14 protein-coding genes are annotated in these 16936 nt (G+C 64.6%); 11 read left to right on the forward strand and 3 right to left on the reverse strand.

Annotated elements, in window-relative coordinates; translation table 11 throughout:
- The 6 genes from A5699_RS04610 to A5699_RS04635 all read left to right on the forward strand — a co-directional run.
- Positions 1–2355, forward strand: a 2355-nt coding sequence (locus tag A5699_RS04610) for a Pls/PosA family non-ribosomal peptide synthetase (RefSeq protein ID WP_231965580.1), incomplete at its 5' end; no start/stop codon positions are given.
- Positions 2352–3689: a M1 family metallopeptidase gene (locus A5699_RS04615; RefSeq protein WP_067766073.1), complete on the forward strand. Its 1338-nt coding sequence runs from the start codon at positions 2352–2354 to the stop codon at positions 3687–3689. The genes A5699_RS04610 and A5699_RS04615, both read left to right, overlap by 4 nt.
- Before the next feature lie 95 nt (positions 3690–3784).
- On the forward strand, positions 3785–4999 hold the full coding sequence (locus tag A5699_RS04620; protein ID WP_067766103.1) for a hypothetical protein: 1215 nt from the start codon (positions 3785–3787) through the stop codon (positions 4997–4999).
- 24 nt (positions 5000–5023) lie between these two features.
- On the forward strand, positions 5024–5722 hold the full coding sequence (locus A5699_RS04625; RefSeq protein WP_067766076.1) for a glycosyltransferase family 2 protein: 699 nt from the start codon (positions 5024–5026) through the stop codon (positions 5720–5722).
- Entirely contained in the window at positions 5719–6069 is a 351-nt protein-coding gene (locus A5699_RS04630; protein WP_067766079.1) for a DUF2304 domain-containing protein, read from the forward strand. Before A5699_RS04625 ends, A5699_RS04630 begins: the two co-directional genes overlap by 4 nt.
- Entirely contained in the window at positions 6062–7351 is a 1290-nt protein-coding gene (locus A5699_RS04635; protein ID WP_082957576.1) for a tetratricopeptide repeat protein, read from the forward strand. The genes A5699_RS04630 and A5699_RS04635 overlap by 8 nt, the downstream gene beginning before the upstream one ends.
- On the opposite strand, the gene A5699_RS04640 is transcribed toward A5699_RS04635, so the two are convergent.
- Genes A5699_RS04640 through A5699_RS04650 form a run of 3 tightly spaced genes read right to left on the reverse strand, consistent with a single transcriptional unit; the run spans position 7304 to position 10694 of the window.
- Positions 7304–7930 (reverse strand): TetR/AcrR family transcriptional regulator, encoded by a 627-nt coding sequence (locus tag A5699_RS04640; RefSeq protein WP_067766109.1) that lies wholly within the window; start codon positions 7928–7930, stop codon positions 7304–7306. The genes A5699_RS04635 and A5699_RS04640 overlap by 48 nt on opposite strands.
- Position 7931: 1 nt before the next feature.
- Positions 7932–9713 carry an amidohydrolase family protein gene (locus A5699_RS04645; RefSeq protein ID WP_067766082.1) on the reverse strand — a complete coding sequence of 594 codons (1782 nt, stop codon included), beginning with the start codon at positions 9711–9713 and terminating at the stop codon, positions 7932–7934.
- Positions 9714–9752: 39 nt separating this feature from the next.
- Complete coding sequence (locus A5699_RS04650; protein WP_067766085.1) at positions 9753–10694, reverse strand: GDP-mannose 4,6-dehydratase; 942 nt, start codon at positions 10692–10694, stop codon at positions 9753–9755.
- A 56-nt stretch (positions 10695–10750) separates the two neighbouring features.
- On the opposite strand from A5699_RS04650, the gene A5699_RS04655 reads away from it, so the two are divergent.
- From A5699_RS04655 to A5699_RS28945, 5 genes are all read left to right on the forward strand, one after another.
- Complete coding sequence (locus A5699_RS04655; RefSeq protein WP_067766088.1) at positions 10751–12502, forward strand: hypothetical protein; 1752 nt, start codon at positions 10751–10753, stop codon at positions 12500–12502.
- 211 nt (positions 12503–12713) lie between these two features.
- Complete coding sequence (locus A5699_RS04660) at positions 12714–13046, forward strand: hypothetical protein (protein ID WP_157561082.1); 333 nt, start codon at positions 12714–12716, stop codon at positions 13044–13046.
- The gene (locus A5699_RS04665; RefSeq protein WP_231965582.1) at positions 13043–13489 is read left to right on the forward strand and encodes a hypothetical protein; all 447 of its coding nucleotides are present in this window, start codon (positions 13043–13045) and stop codon (positions 13487–13489) included. The genes A5699_RS04660 and A5699_RS04665 overlap by 4 nt, the downstream gene beginning before the upstream one ends.
- A gap of 92 nt (positions 13490–13581) precedes the next feature.
- Complete coding sequence (locus A5699_RS29475) at positions 13582–15870, forward strand: EspA/EspE family type VII secretion system effector (RefSeq protein WP_197508188.1); 2289 nt, start codon at positions 13582–13584, stop codon at positions 15868–15870.
- 101 nt (positions 15871–15971) lie between these two features.
- The gene (locus A5699_RS28945) at positions 15972–16817 is read left to right on the forward strand and encodes a hypothetical protein (protein WP_157561083.1); all 846 of its coding nucleotides are present in this window, start codon (positions 15972–15974) and stop codon (positions 16815–16817) included.
- Positions 16818–16936 lie beyond the last annotated feature (119 nt).

A 16936-nucleotide genomic window follows, 5' to 3' on the forward strand; every position in this document is an offset into this window, starting at 1 on the left:
GTCGACGGGCCGGAGGCCGATTTCATCGCCCTGGGCGGCGGCTCGCTGGCCGCCGCACAGCTGGTGGCCGCGCTGCGCCAACGCTATCCACTGGTGACCGTCGCCGACCTCTACGACCACCCGCGACTGGGTTCCCTGGCCGGCTACCTCGACGATCTCAAACCGCCGCCGCAGATCACTTCCCGGCAGGTCAAACCGACCCCGGTGCCGACCCAGGCCGCGCAGGTCGCGTTGTCACTGCCGCTGGCCACCCTCACCGGCATGCAATGGGTGGTCTGGCTGGCGTTGCTGAACAACGTGGCCGCCGTGACGGGCGTGGTGTCATGGGCTCATCCGCTCAGCTGGTGGTGGGTGCTGGCCGGGTTCGTACTGTTCGTCACGCCGCTGGGCCGGATGGGCATCGCGGTGCTGTTCGCCCGGATGCTGCTGGGCGGCCTTGAGCCCGGCACGTACCGACGCGGCGGCGCGGTGCACCTTCGGGTGTGGATCGCCGAACGACTGGCCGAGGCCAGCGGTGCGGAGAACCTGGCCGGCGCACCGTGGATGGTCTACTACGCCCGCGCCCTGGGCAACAGCGTGGGCAAGGGCGTCGACATGCACTCTGCACCGCCGGTGACCGGCATGCTCAAGATCGGCCATCGCGCCTCCGTCGAACCCGAGGTGGACCTGAGCGGGCACTGGATCGACGGCGACGTGTTCCACGTCGGGCCGGTGTCGATCGGCAACGACGCCACGATCGGCGCCCGCACCACGCTGCTTCCGGGAGCGACCGTCGGCAAGAACGCCGATGTCGCGCCGGGCTCGGCGGTGGTGGGCAAGGTCAAGAACGGCCAGTTCTGGAAGGGCTCACCGGCCGTGAAATCCGGTAAGGCCCGCCACCCGTGGCCGGATCACCGGCCGCCTCGTGCGCCGTTGTGGGTCGGGGTGTACGGGGTGTCCTCGATGTTGCTGGCCGGTCTGCCGCTGGCCGCGTTGGCCGCGGGCCTGGCGGTGGTCATCTGGGGCGTGCACGACACCGCCTCACCGAGCGACGCGCTGCTGCCCGCACTGGCCTGGACGCCGGCCGCCGCGCTGGTCGCGATGTTGGTCTACGCGGTGCTCACCGTGATCGGGGTACGAATCCTGTCGGTCAAGCTGTCCGAGGGTTATCACCCGGTGCGCAGCCGCGTGGGCTGGCAGTTGTGGATGACCGAACGCCTGATGGACGCGGCCCGCCATTACCTGTTTCCGATCTACGCCAGCCTGTTCACCCCGTGGTGGTTGCGGCTGCTCGGCGCGAAAGTCGGTCGGGACACCGAGATCTCGACAGCACTGTTCACCCCGAAGTTCACCGAGGTGCAGGACGGGGCTTTCCTGGCCGACGACACCATGGTGGCCTCGTACGAATTGGGCGGCGGGTGGATTCACGTCGCCAAGGCCACCATCGGCAAGCGCGCCTTCCTCGGCAACTCGGGCATCACCCAACCCGGCCGCAAGGTGCCCGACGACGGCCTGGTGGCGGTGCTCTCGGCCACCCCGCACAAGGCGAAGGCCGGCTCGTCCTGGTTGGGTAGCCCGCCGGTTCGGTTGCGCCGCAACGCCACCGCCGCCGATGCGCTGCGCACTTTCCATCCGTCGCTGCGGTTGAAGGTCATGCGCTCGGCGGTCGAGACCTGCCGGCTGATCCCGGTGATCATCACCTTCGCCATCGGTGTCGCCGTGCTGGGCGGGTTGCAGGCGGTGACGCTCCGGTTCGGTTTCCTGTGGGCGGCGCTGACCGGCGGCCTGGTGCTGTTGGTTGCCGGCGCCGTGGCCGGCATCATCGCGGTGATCGCGAAATGGTTGGTCCTCGGCCGGATTCGCGCGGTGGAGCGTCCGCTGTGGTCGTCGTTCGTCTGGCGCAACGAGGTGTCGGACACGTTCGTCGAAACCGTCGCCGCGCCCTGGTTCGCCCGGGCGGCCAGCGGCACACCGGTGATGAACCTGTGGCTGCGTGGCCTGGGCGCCTCGATCGGCCGTGGCGTGTGGTGTGAAACCTACTGGCTGCCGGAAGCCGATCTGGTGACCCTCGAGGCCGGCGCCACCGTCAACCGCGGCTGCGTGGTGCAGACCCATCTGTTCCACGACCGCATCATGCGGCTGGACAGCGTGGTGCTCGAAGAGGGTGCGACGTTGGGGCCCCACTGCGTGGCGCTGCCCGCGGCCCGGCTGGGCGCCGGGTCCACCGTCGGGCCGGGCTCGCTGGTCATGCGTGGCGACGAGGTGCCGCCGTCCACCCGCTGGCAGGGCAACCCGATCGCCCCGTGGAACATGTTCGGCAAGAAACGCACCGCAAAAACGGCCGAGGCCAAGCGGACGGAAAACCCCGCCGCGTGACCCGATCGAAGAAAGCTGCCAAGAAGGTGACGTCCACGCCCGTGATCGACCCGTATCTGCCGCGCAACGGCAATTTCGGGTACCGGGTGTCGCGCTACGAGCTCGAGCTCGAGTACAAGGTGGCGATCAACCGGCTGGCCGGGTCGGCGACCATCACGGCGGTCACCCTGGCCGCGCTGCGCACCTTCACCCTGGACCTGTCCGATGCGCTGTCGGTGTCCCGGGTTTCGGTGAACGGCCGTCGGCCCGCCCAGTACCGGGCCAGCGGCGGCAAGCTGTCGATCACGCTGGGATCGGCGTTGCCGGCCGGGGCCGCGATGACCGTCGTCGTCCGCTACAACGGAAACCCGCGCCCCATCGAAACCTATTGGGGTGACGTCGGTTTCGAGGAACTGTCGAACGGGGCCCTGGTGGCCGGTCAGCCCAACGGGGCCGCCTCCTGGTTCCCCTGCGACGACCACCCCAGCTCGAAGGCCAGCTACCGCATCCAGATCAGCACCGACAGCCCGTACTACGCGCTGGCCAATGGCGAGTTGCTCTCCCGCAAAGCCCGCGCCGGGCACACGGTGTGGACCTACGAGCAACCCGAACCGACATCGAGCTATCTGATGACGCTGCAGATCGGCATGTACGAGCACCAGCGGCTGACCAAATCACCGGTGCCGATGCATGCGGTCCTGCCGCCCGGGCTGCGCCGCAACTTCGAGCACGATTTCGAACGCCAGCCGCAGATGATGAAGTTGTTCATCAAGCTGTTCGGCCCGTATCCGGTGGCCAGCGGTTACACCGTGGTGGTGACCGACGACGATCTGGAGATTCCGCTGGAGGCGCAGGGCATCTCGATCTTCGGGGCCAATCATTGCGATGGGCATCGCGGCGCCGAGCGGTTGATCGCCCACGAACTGGCCCACCAGTGGTTCGGCAATTCGGTGACCGCGCGGCGCTGGCGGGACATCTGGCTGCACGAGGGCTTCGCCTGCTACGCGGAGTGGCTGTGGTCCGAACACAGCGGGGGCCGCAGCGCGGCACAATGGGCCCAGCACTATCACGCGCGGCTGCAGGACCAACCGCAGGATCTGCTGCTGTCCGATCCGGGGCCCGAGGACATGTTCGACGACCGGGTGTACAAACGTGGCGCGCTGACCCTGCATGTGCTGCGCACCCGCATCGGCGACGCGAAATTCTTTGCACTGCTACAAGATTGGACCACCCGCTACCGGCACAGCACCGCCTTCACCGACGATTTCACCGGGCTGGCCGCCGGCTACACCGACGAGCCCTTGCAGCCACTGTGGCAGGCCTGGCTGTATTCGAAAGAGCTGCCGGCGCTGTGACCGACGGCGGCGGGACCCCCGGTTTCGATGCTCTTCGCGCAAGCGGCTCATCGGATTTCGATGCTCTTCGCGCAAGCGGCTCATCGACAGGCCCCATCACGCGCAGCAGCGTCGCCCGCGTCGGCGCGGCGACCGCGATCAGCGCGGTGTGCGGGTACGCCGTGCTGTACCTGGCCGCGCGGGGCTTGGAGCCGGCCGGCTTCTCGATCTTCAGCGTGTTCTGGGGCGCCTTCGGGCTGGTGACCGGCGCCGCCAACGGTCTGTTGCAAGAGGCCACCCGTGAGGTGCGCGGGGCCCGCCACCGGGATCTCAGTGGCGAGCCCACCACTCACCCGATGCGGATCGCCGCACTCGTCGGCGTCGTCGCCGCCGTGGTGATCGCGGCCAGCTCGCTGCTGTGGAGTTCGCACGTGTTCGCCGAATCGCGGGTGCTGAGCGTGGCGCTGCTCAGCGTCGGGCTGGCCGGGTTCTGCCTGCACGCCACGCTGCTCGGCATGCTCGCCGGGGTGAACCGGTGGACCGAGTACGGGGCCCTGATGGTCACTGACGCCGGGATCCGGGTGGCGGTCGCGGCGGCCACCTTCGTGTTGGGCTGGGGGCTGGCCGGGTTTCTGTGGGCCACCGTCGCCGGAGCCGTGGCCTGGCTGATCATGCTGATCGCGGCGCCGGCCGCACGGCTCGCGGCCGGCCTGCTCACCGCCGGCAGCCCCGGCACCTTCCTGCGCGGGGCCGGGCATTCCATCGCCGCCGCCGGCGCCAGCGCGATCCTGGTGATGGGATTCCCGGTGCTGCTCAAGGCCACCTCGGGCGAACTCGGCGCCACCGGCGGCGTGGTGATCCTGGCCGTCACGCTGACCCGCGCCCCACTGCTGGTCCCATTGACCGCGATGCAGGGCAACCTCATCGCCCACTTCGTCGACCAGCGTGACAAGCGGCTGCGCGCGCTGGTGGCGCCCGCCGCCGTGGTGGCCGCGCTCGGCGCCATCGGGATCGTGGCGGCCGGACTGCTCGGCCCGTGGTTGCTGCGCGTCGGGTTCGGCGACGATTACCAGGCCGGCGGTCCGCTGCTGGCCTGGCTGACCGGGGCTGCCGTGGCCATCGCGATGCTGACGCTGACCGGCGCCGCCACCGTCGCGGCCGCTTTGCACCGCGCGTATGCGACGGGCTGGATCATCGCGACCGTGGCCGCGGTGGCGCTACTGCTGTTGCCGGTGGGGCTGGAGGAACGGACCATCATCGCGCTGCTGTGCGGACCGCTGGTGGGAATCGTGGTTCACCTGGGCGCGCTGGCGCGTCTGGCCCGCCGTTGACCGTGTAGTTTGGTGCCCATCGACATGCGCTTTCACGATGTTTGGGTCATCATTCCCGCCTTCAACGAGGCGAGCATCATCGGCGACGTCATCACCGACGTGCGCTCGGTTTTCCCTAACGTCGTCTGTGTCGACGACGGCAGTCGTGACGACACCGCCCGCCTGGCGCTACGCGCCGGCGCGCACGTCGTGCCGCATCCGGTGAATCTGGGCCAGGGCGCTGCCATCCAGACCGGTATCGAATATGCGCGGAGCCGTCCCGGGGTCCGGGTGTTCGCCACCTTCGACGCCGACGGACAGCACCAGGTCAAAGACGTGGTGCGGATGATCGACCGTCTCGACGCCGAGGGCGCCAACCTGGTGGTGGGCACCCGCTTCGCCGACCGCGACGCCCACGCCGTGACGCACACGCCACTGGTGAAGCGGATCATCTTGCGTACCGCCGCCTTCCTCAGCCCGCGCAGTCGTGCGCTCGGGCTCACCGACGCGCACAACGGCCTACGGGTGTTCGACAAGGTGGTCGCCGACGAGCTCGATCTGACCATGAACGGGATGAGCCACGCCGGGGAATTCATCGCGGTGGCATACGAAAAGCGTTGGCGCGTGGTCGAGGAGCCCGTCGAAATCCTCTACACCGACTACTCGAAATCCAAGGGCCAGCCGTTGCTCAACGGCGTGAACATCGTCTTCGACGGGTTGTTGCGCAGGAGGCTGTCCAGATGAACTGGATTCAGGCGCTGCTGATCATCGCAGTGCTGGTGCTGTTGGCGTACCTGCTGGGGTCACGGCGCAGCGCCCGGTCCAAGGCGTGGGTGAAGGTCGGCTTCGTACTGTTCGTCGCGACGGGCATCTATGCGATCCTGCGTCCCGACGACACCACCGTGGTGGCCAATTGGCTTGGGGTGGACCGGGGTACGGACCTGATGGAGTACATGCTCATCATCGCGTTCGTGTTCGTCACGATCTCGACCTACCTGCGCATCAAAGATCTCGAGTTGCGCTACGCCCGGCTGGCCCGAGCGGTGGCACTGCAGAACGTCCGGGTGCCGGCTGCCTCAGAAGATGAATGACGAGCCATCCGGCACTACTGACGACCCGGCGTCGCTGAACGCGCTGCTGGCTGTTGCGGCCGCACGCCAAAACGCAGGCGATCTGCGCGGGGCACTGCGCAATGCCATCGAGGTTCACGAAGCCCGACGCACCACGCTCGGCAACGATCATCCGGACACGCTCGCGGTGGCGTGGCTCGTGGTCAGTTGGCGATACGACCTCGGCGAAGCGGGGGCCGTTGAAGCCATCCGTGACCTGCTCCCGACAATGAGGCGCGTCCTCGGTCCCGAGCACCGCGATACCTTGTGGGCGCAGCACACCCTGGCCGCAATCGACGAGAGCGCAACAGATCCGGCCGATCGCCTGCTGCGATGGGTTCACCTGTGCGGTGCCGACACTCGTGCCTTCGGCGCACGCCACCCGCTGACGCTCGCCGCAGCATACGGGGCGGCGTTGGCCCGTCGCGATCTCGGCGATCCGTACGGTGCGAGTATGGAGGCGTTGGTAGTGCACCAGCACCGAGTCCGCCTCCTCGGTGAGCTCCATCCCGAAACGTTGGCAGCGCGACTGGCGCAAGTGAGCTGGCACGGTGAGGCGATGGGGGTTACCGCGAAGACCCTCACCGACCTCGACGACCTGATCCCGGTGCTGGAGAAGGTGCTCGGTCACGACGATCCCACCACGTTGACGGCCCGGTACACCCGAGCACTGTGGACGCCGGAATCAGCTGACAACACGATGGAGCGAATTTCGGAATGGGAGGTTCTCGCAGAGGATCTCGCCCGCGGACGAGGCGATGCAGATCCATTGACCCTATCGGCTCTGGACAAGCGGGCCGCAGCACGCACGGAGTGGCAAGACCGGCTGGAGGCGACCCGCGATATCGCCTACAGCCTGGAGTTCCAAGAGCAGAGCGACGACCCACACTGCCCCGACGCCGAAGCCGAGAGCAGGGCGGCTGATGCCGCAGACGAGGAAGAGTCCGAGCAAGTGCATTTCTTCGAATGCGTTCTGACCGCGAAAAAAGCGTTGTCTCAGTGCGCCCGGAGCGCAGGTAACGATGCACACCAGACGTTGCTGTGGCGCTACTACCTCGCATGGTGCCTGTGGGCCGGACACGAATTCGGTTCGGCCGGTCAGCGGGCCCGACGGCTGGTCAAAGACAGCACGACCATCGTCGGCGAAGACCATCCGTTGACCGAGGCGGCGCGGAACTTGTTGTCTTTCAGCGATACCCAGGCATGGACGGGACTCTCACCGTTCTGGGACGGTAGCGACGCCGCCGAACTGACCGGAAGTTAGCGACTGAGCAAACTGCGCCAACATCGCGATCCGGGCGTCCTCGAGTTCCGGCATCGGCAGCACGCGGCGCACCATGGCGGCGCCGTCGAACGTGTTGAGCACGACGGTCAGCAGGACGGCGAAAACATCCTCGGGGATCTGGTCCATGCCGGGCCCGTGCTTGGCGGTTTCGTAGATGTTGTGGATGTACTCGGTAAGCACCGCCTGCAGTGGGCCGCGCAGCTTTTCATCGGTACGCGCCGCCATCAACAGTTCGTGCCACACGGTGTTGGTTTCACTGCCCGCGATGTCGCGCAGGATCGCCAGCACCGCCGGAAGCGCCGGCTGATCGGCAGAGATATTCGCACCCAGCTTGCTGCCCAACTCCAGTTGCCGGCGCGCCACCTCCCGCGCGGTGGCTGCCATGAAGTCGCTCATCGTCGGGAAATGCCGGAACAGCGCGCCGTCGGAAACCTTGGCCCGCTTGGCGATCACCGCCGCTGAAGCCTTGGCGTAGCCGACCTCGATGATGGTGTCGATGCCGGCGTCGATCAGGCGCGCCATGGTCTCCTCGCGGCGCTGCTGCTGGGTTCTGGCCATCTCAGACCGCAGCGTGGTCCAGGTGCTCGGCACCAGCCCGCAGGTAACGTCCCGACTTCACCGATTCGCCGTAACCGTCACGGAATTCACCGTTGCGGAACACCACGGCGCCGTTGACGGCGGTGGCGACGACGGCGTCGTCGTTGCGGTTCACCATGCGGCTCAGGCCGCCGTAGAACGGGACTGTTTCCTCGTGATAGGCGTCGACATCGCCATTGAGGCCGGCCGGATCGACCACCACAAAATCGGCCCGGTCTCCTTGGCGCAGCGTGCCCGCCGGGACCCCGAACCAGTCGGCCACCTCGGCGGTCAGCCGGTGTACAGCGTGCTCGGTGGTCAGGAACGGACGTCCGGCCAACTGCGCGTCACGAACCCGCTTCAGCAACCGCAGCGGATAGTTGTAGAACGCCATGTTGCGCAGGTGCGCACCGGCATCCGAGAAGCCCATGTGCACCGACGGATCCTTGGCCAGCTTGTCCAAGTACTTGGGCCGGTCGTTCGCCACGATCGTCGTCCAGCGCACGTTGCGTTCACCGTTGTCGACCAACACGTCGAGGAAGGCGTCGAGTGGGTGGATTCCCCGCTCATCGGCGATCTGCCCGAAGCTCTTGCCGATCAAGGTTTTATCCGGGCATTCGACGATGGTGGCGTCGTGGAAGTCGCGGTGCCACAACGTCGGACCGAGCTTGCGCCGATCGAACGACCTGCGGAACCGGCGACGGTACTCCGGGTCGGCGAGCAGCGTGTTGCGCTCGAGTTGATCTTTGAGGTGCAGCGCGGCCGTGCCGGCCCCGAACTCCTCGAAGACTGGCAGATCGATTCCGTCGGAATACAATTCGAACGGCACCGGCAGGTGCTGGAACCGCACCTTGGCGCCGAGAATCCGGTTGAGTAGCCGGGTGCCCGGCCCGAGGACGTGCACCGCACCTGGCGAGGACTTGGCGTCGGCGGAGACCAGCAGGCTCATCTTGACGCCGCGGCGGCGGCCGAACAGGCCGCTGCTCTCCAGGAAGAAGTTCAGCGCCTCTTGAGCTTTGGCCACATTCGGCGCGCTCTGCAACATCCGGCCACGCTTGCGCAGCACCTTGATCAGACGCCGGCGTTCCCGCCAGGTGGCGAATGTGGAAGGGAGCGCACGGGACCGGAACCGATCACCGTCGAGCTTGTCGATCGCGGCATCCATTCCCGACATGCCGAGCATGCCCGCTTCCAGCGCCTCGTCGAGTTTGGCCGCCATGGTTTCCAATTCCGCATCGGTGGGGATGACGCCGCGGGTGGTGGCCCGGTCCAGACCGAGAACCGAGGCACGCAGATCCGAATGTCCCAGCAATGACGCGATATTCGGGCCCAGCGGCAAATCGTCGATGGCTTTCACGTATTCGGCCGGGCCGGTCCAGGTCTTGCGCTTCTGCAGCGCGCCGAGCACGAACTCGCGTGGGACCGCCTCGACGCGGCTGAACAGGTCGGCAGCGTCCTCGGTGTCGGCGTACACCGTCGAGAGCGAGCACATGCCCAACAGCACCGTCGTCACGCCGTGCCGCACCGATTCCCGCAGGCCCGGGTCGAGCAACACCTCGGCGTCGTAATGGGTGTGCACGTCGATGAAGCCGGGCAGCACCCACTTGCCGCCGGCGTCGATCACGTCGGGACATCCCGTCTCATCCAGCGCGGTGGCCGACACCGCGGCCACCACCCCGTCGCGGATTCCGAGCGTGCGGACCTGCGGACGGGCGCCGGTGCCGTCGAACCACAGGCCGTTGCGAACGATGACGTCGTAAGACATGACGCAACGCTAGAGCAGAAAGTGAGTACTCACAATCTTTTAGCGGGAATTGGTCTGGAAGAACTCCACCGTCTTCGGGATGCCCGCGGCCAGATCCACCTGCGGCCGCCAGCCCAGCACGTCGCGGGCCCGGGTCACATCGAGGCACGACCGGCGCAGGTCACCGAGCCGCGGCGGGTGCATCTCCGGGTCGTCGGGGACGCCGACGGCCAGGGCGATCGCGGTGTGCATCTCGCGCGTCGACGTCTCCACCCCGGTGCCGACGTTGAACCGCTGACCGCCGCCGGCGGTGCCCGACGCCTTGACGAAGGCGTCCACGACGTCGTCGACGTACACGTAGTCGCGGGTGTCGGTGCCGTCGCCGAAGATCTTCGTCGGCCGCCCGGCCAGCAGGGCTTGGGCGAAGATCGCCACCACGCCGGCCTCGCCGTGCGGATCCTGGCGCGGGCCGTAGACGTTGGCCGGGGCGATGTGCGAACAATCCAGGTTGTAGAGGTTGCGGAACATGTTGAAGTACACCTCGCCGGCGACCTTGCTCGCCGCATACGGGGAGGACGGGTTCGTCGGGGTGTCTTCGCCGGTCGGATACGACGGCGGTGTGCCATAGACCGAGCCACCCGAGGACGTGTGCACCACCTTGCGCACCCCGGACTGCCGCGCCGCCTCCGCCAACCGCACGACACCCACCACGTTCACCGTCGAGTCCAGCTGCGGGTCATCCACCGAGCGCTTCACCGAGATCTGGGCGGCCAGGTGAAAGATCACCTCGGGCTGGGTGTCCTTGAACAGGCTCAGCAGGTCCGCGTCGACGATGTCGGCCTTGACGAACTCGAAGGCTTTGTTGTTCTCGGCGCTGCTGAGGTTCTCTGCCCGCCCCGAGCTCAGGTCGTCGAGGCCGACAACGCTGTGCCCGTCTGCCAGCAGCCGATCGACCAGCGTCGATCCGATGAAACCTGCCGCTCCTGTCACCAGTGTTCGCACCGGGTCACCATACCGACGGCAACTATGGCCTCGCTGTGTCCGTACAGTCGGCAAGAGTGAACAAGGTCGCCCGTGCTGCCGCTGCGCTGATCGCGCTGCATCTGGTGGTCCGGGCCGTGGTGGCTTTCGGCGGCTACTTCTACTGGGACGATCTGATCCTGATCGGCCGCGCCGGCACCCAGAATCTGCTATCCCCGTCCTTCTTGTTCGACGATCACGACGGCCACGTCATGCCCGCCGCGTTCCTGGTGTCCGGCGCGATCACCCGGGTGGCGCCGTTCTCGTGGGTGCTGGCCGCGGTGAGCCTGGTGGTGATGCAGCTGCTGGCCTCACTGGCGTTGCTGCGGGCGCTGTGGGTGATCCTGGGTTGGCGGCCGGTGCTGCTCGTGCCGCTGACCTTTGCCTTGTTCACCCCGCTAGCGGTGCCCGGGTTTGCCTGGTGGGCGGCGGCTCTGAACTCCCTGCCGATGCTGGCCGCGCTGGCCTGGGTCTGTGGTGAGGCCGTGCTGCTGGTGCGCACCGGAGCGTCTCGGCACGCAGTTGTTGGTGTGCTCGTTTTTCTGGGCGGACTGTTGTTCTTCGAGAAGGCCGCGGTGATCCCGTTCGTCGCGTTCGCGGTGGTGGCGCTGTTGGGGTATGTGACGGGGTCGTTCTCAGTGGCCGAGGTGTGGCGCCGCGGGTTGCAGTTGTGGGTCTCGTGCCTGGTAGTTTTGGTGGCCTGGATCGGGGTATATCTCGTCGTCGTCGATCAGAAGCGGTGGAGCTTCGATGTGGCGATGACGTGGGACCTGTTGAGCCGCTCCTTTACCCACGGCATCGTGCCCGGGCTTGTCGGCGGGCCCTGGTCCTGGCAGCGCTGGGCACCGGCCTCCCCCTGGGCCACGCCGCCGGTGTCGGTGATGGTGTTGGGCTGGGTGTGTTTGGCTATTGGCGTTGCGGTGGTGTTGGTGCGCAAGACCCGCATCTGGCCGGTGCTGGTGGTGGCCCTGGGATATGCCGTGGCCTGCCAGATTCCGATCTATCTGATGCGGTCATCCAGGTTCACCGCGTTGGAGTTGGCGCAGACGCTGCGCTATCTGCCGGATCTGGTGGTGGTGCTGGCATTGTTGGCGGCCGTGGGATTCTGTGCGCCCAACCGGAGTTCGTTGTTTTCCGCGTCGTTGGGCCGGACTGTCGTACTGGTGTCCGTCGCCGTACTTTTCGTGGCCAGCAGCCTGTACTCGACGTGGACATTCTCGAAGGTGTGGCGCGACAGCCCGGTGCCTTCTTATCTGAACAACGCCCGGGCCTCGCTGGCGTCGACCTCACCGGCCGCACCGCTGCTCGACCAAGAAGTCGATCCCTTGATCCTGCAACGCGTGGCCTATCCCGAGAATCTGGCCAGCCACATGTTCGCGCTTGCATCACCTCGGCCTGAGTTCGCCTCTGCAACAACCGATCTGCGGATGTTCGACCGGACCGGGACATTGGTCGACGCGAAGGTGACGTGGGTGCGCACCATTGTCGAGGGCCCCGCGCCGCAATGCGGTTTCCTGGTGCAACCGGATGAACCCGTCGTCATGGCGCTGGACGGGCCACTGCTGCCGGCCGATTGGACCGCCGAGATCAACTACCTGGCCAACAGCGACGGCTCCCTGACCATGGCCTTGGCCGAAGGTCCCGACGTGAAAGTGCCGGTGCGGCCCGGGCTCAACCGGGTGTTCGTGCGGCTGCCGGGGGCTGGGCAATCGATCTCTGTGGGCGCCAACACCGCCGCGCTGTCGGTGTGCATCTCTCCTGGGCCGGTGGGATTCCTGGCGCCTCGGTAGTCGTCCAGTCGCTAAGGGCAATTGATGACATCATCACAGCAGGGAGGTGGCCAGGGTGGCACGACGTGCAGCGGTCGCGATTCTCGTGTGTCTGGCTTTCGTTGTGGCGGCCTGCAATCCGAGCCGCGATGATGCGCAGCCGTCAGGCGTTGTCACGGCACCTCCCACCGAGGTCCGACACGACTTGGAGCCCTTGACGAAACGGTTCCCTGTGATCGGCAACCCTGTCGACGCGACCTGGATGAGCGGGACCCTCGGCGAGCAGTCGGACAATCGGGCAACGGTGCCCGGGCCCTCGGTCTACTGGATGGAAGCCGTCATCAAACTTCGTCCGACCACCGCAGACGCACTCCGACAGAAATTCGCACCCACGTCGACGGGCGAGGTTCCTAACCTCAACGAGGGCCTGCGGGCTCACGTGCCCGCCGGACCATTTCTCACCAGCAGCGCGATGGACACCGCGCTGAGCACCGACGGCTGGCGGTCAACCGCATACCTCGACAGCGGTTCGGACACGCTCGTGCTGCGAGCTGTCGACGTTTGACCGGTGATGAGAACCGCCATGATTCGGATATTCGCATCGCGTTATTGATCACCGGCTTCCTCAGCGGCTGCGGGATCTTTGGTGACGCGTCGAACCGCGAGGGTGACCGCTTCGCGCGGCCCGACGATCCGAAGCACTCCCCTTCCGGGCAGTATTCGGTGTCGGTCGCTTCCGGCCCGACGCAAAACGGCGTCGAGACCTGGGTTGTCGCGATCAAGGACACCGCGACCGGTGCCGAGGTCTTCCACGACACCACCGCATACAGCACCCGCCACGGCGTCGGCATCACCTGGCTATCGTCCAGCGACCAGTTGTGGTTGCTGTCGAGTGATATCGGCACCGCCCATGTTGATCGGCAATCCGATGGGACGTGGGTCAAGACCTACATCTCTCCAGACACGGTGGGCGACATCCCCGACGAGATCCGTGCTCTGGGTGGGTGAATATGGGCCCACCCGATTCCTGACACCGCGGTGTGCCACGTGCTGAGATACTGACGGTTAACTGTCGGAATCGTGTCGAGGGGGACGTGTCCGTGAGCGCGCTGGATGGCTTCTATTCGACGTGGAACAAAGCGCGAGAAACCTTCGGTGTCGGCGTCCCTACCGACGGCTCTCAGCATGACGGCAGCTCGAAGCTCATGGCGATGAAGTCCCGCATCGAATCCGCCCAGCCTGACGACCGCTGGCAAGGTTCTGGGTCACAGGCCTACGCGGCGGCGAACAAGAAACACGCCAGTGTCTACCAAAAGCTAGCTGACCTGGACAAAAAGATGGCCAGCGAAGTTACGAACGCCGCCAATGTCGTCACCGCCGGGCGAAATCAACTCGACGCCACCAAGTCCTGGGTGGACAGCATGGTCAAATCGCTGCCTGCCAGCAGCGATGCTATCCGGGAAAAGAACCTCATCCCGATCGCTAGGCAAGGCATCACGCAGGTCAACAACACTGTGAACGATGCGAACAAGGATATGAACACGATCGCCGGCCGCGTCACGGGTTTGAGGGGCGAGTTTGATGCGCTGACGAACCAGCAGTTCGCTCCGGGCGAGAAAAAGGGCGACGCCGAAGGCCTCGCGGATAAAGACGGCGACGGCAAGCCGGATCAGGACGACATCCATCAGCGCGCCGAGCAAGATGTTCAGGACGCTCTCGGAGGAAACAAGGAAGCTGCAGCGCGCGTTGAGGATGCACTCAGCGGCATCAAGCCAGGCCAGCAATTGTCCGAGCAACAAGGCGCGTATCTGAGCCAGATGCAAGCTCAACAACACGGAATGTCAGTGGATGAGCTAAAAGCTGCCGAAGAACGGCTCGGCGAACACCGAGGTATCATCTCAAATTCATGGCAGTTGATGAGCAACGACGACGTGCAGTTCCCGAAGACGGAAACTAAAGTCGGCGCCCTTGACAACCCTCAAAATATGGAGACGGGCGGCCGATCTCAATTACCAGAGAGCGTTCAACGAGCCCTTGGCCGCAACGATCTTGATTCATTTCTTTCAAACTTCGATAAGCCTTCGGCATATGCAGAGAACGCTCGCCAAGTTTCAACCATCGCCGACATAGTGAGCCACGGAAACAGCGAACTTCAACGCGACACCGGCCTCGACGCGGCGATGCTCGACTGGTCAAGAGATACCCTCCACGACCCGTTAAGACCGAGCCTATGGTCTGCAGTCACGGGGGCCGGTGGGTTCCCTGAGTACGCCGAGGCGCGCGATAATGCGTTGGCGGACGTCTTCAATAGTGCTGGGCGAGATCATGCAGCGGTAAGCTCCGAGTTCGGCAGCGAGACCGGTCAACAGTTTCTCACTGATCTCCACAACCACGCCTGGGCTGACACTCCTAATTCGGTCGACAACAAGAACAGCGTTCATTCCTTGATCTCATGGATCGGCAATGAAGCACACTCGCCGAACGAGGAAATCGCAAATAGAGCCGGCGTGGCTGCACACGCATTAGCCCAAAACCTTAGCGATAATCACGAACGTTACGTGAATCCTCCGGATGTACCAGGAAGCCCTGTTACGCCAAATGTTGCAAATTTAAATCCTGCCATGATCGCAGCGGATGCACTTGCCCTAGAGCCATACCAAGAAGCACTCGTAGGCCATAATTCCGGCGTCAAAGGTTTCGATCCGATCGGATCGCCGGGCGACGGAGACCTTGAAGCTGCCCGCAATGTTTTCGAGGTCATCGATTCGGACCGTGGCGCCGCGAAAGAATTCAATGCGGCAGCAGAACATAAGGTGCTCGACCATCAACAAGCCTTCGCCCATGCGGCGGCCGGAAGCGGTGAATCGATCGCGGATACGCCCAAAGGAGACTTGAAGGCAGCTGCTTATTTACAAGGTGTCATAAACGGAGGCGCAGAACAGGAAGCAGTCGCCCGGGGCTTACAAGATTCGGAAATTGCTAAATCCATGTACGATATCAAAAAATCCGGTCTAGACGTACTGTTTGGCGAGCTGCCCGGAAAGGATCATATTCCCGGTTATGACTTGACTCGCGACATGGCCGAATCCGCCTTTTTGGGCGCGAACCCCGAGCCTGGCAAGGCGGAACCAGCGGTACAGATAGACACGTCTCAGCACGCTGTTACTTCGACCTCCTACCAAGTGGCGACTGCCCTGGAAGTGCATCGCGGAGTGGCGGAGATTCCCGACAAATTCTTTGATGGCAACCAACTGAAATCGCCAGATCAGATTTCAACTTCCGAGCGAAGTGAGTACGCAACAGCGTTGAACAACTACCTTCAGAAGCAAGGATACGGCACCCTAGGCGCCAATTACGACATGTATTACGAAGATGGTGCGGGCAAGTGAGGGCGCACCGATCGATTTATATCGTACTAATATTGTTAATTTCTACGGTGCTGTCGGCGTGCGGCAGTACGGCTCCCGAGCTGCCCGCAACTGATGAAGCAATGTCTCAGAAATTGACGGGAAGCGACGGGCTACAATTTTTGCAACAGATCAGTGGCTACACTTGGCCCGATGGTGGCAGGGCTCCAGCTGAGCGATTTGCATGGATCAAGCGGGACGCCGTATCGAACGACCCCGGCAAGGCACAGCGCGCGGGTGTAGCAGCACATACGATCGCACTGTTTCTTTCTGATCCCGAGAATGATTTGGCAAATCTTCCAGCGGGCTTTTTCGGTTTGCAGCGTCGGTCGCTCGGCGAATTGAACCCGAACCTTGCAGCAGCATACGCCGAAGCCCTAACTCCTTTTCTGGGGGCACTGGTAGGCGATGTCCGAAAAGTCACTGGATTCGAAATTGTCGGCGATCCGTTGAATCTGACTGCAGCTCGAACGATATTTTCCATTATCGATTCTAACACCAGTGCTGGCATCGAGTTCAACAATGCAGCATATGACCGCGTGAGGAATTACCTGCAGGAATACGGGCAGTCGGTCTCCAACCGCGAAGCTGATGGCCTGGTGTCGCTGCAGTTCGCCGCCGCATTAGCTGGGGTCGTCGAAGGCGGTCAGCGCGAATCGGGCAACACGGCGATTAAGACGCTTACGCCACAGCATTTCGTCAACTTCGCCCGGTACGAGATCGCGAAATCGATGGGTGCACAACCCGGTAAGCAGGGCATTCCAGCCCAATTCTTCACGCCAGAAGGCGACCTAAAGTCGCCTGACTCCCTCTCCCAGAGCGACCTTTCGGAGTTCTCGACCGCTTTAGAGAATTTCACCTTCGCTCAGGGCCTATCGAACTTAGGAATAGATTTTCGCCGCTGGTACGAAGTCGGTGCGGGGCCCTAGAGGCAGGTTCGACTGAGTTAGGACATCCCAGCGAGTATTCGACCCGAGTTGGGTCACTTTGGCCTGTTTTCGAGAGCGGCGGCGCGTTGACCTGCGGTGATGCCTTAGCTTAGTGCACC

It is taken from the genome of Mycobacterium sp. E802 (genome assembly GCF_001666875.1).
In the GTDB taxonomy this organism is placed as follows: Bacteria; Actinomycetota; Actinomycetes; order Mycobacteriales; family Mycobacteriaceae; genus Mycobacterium.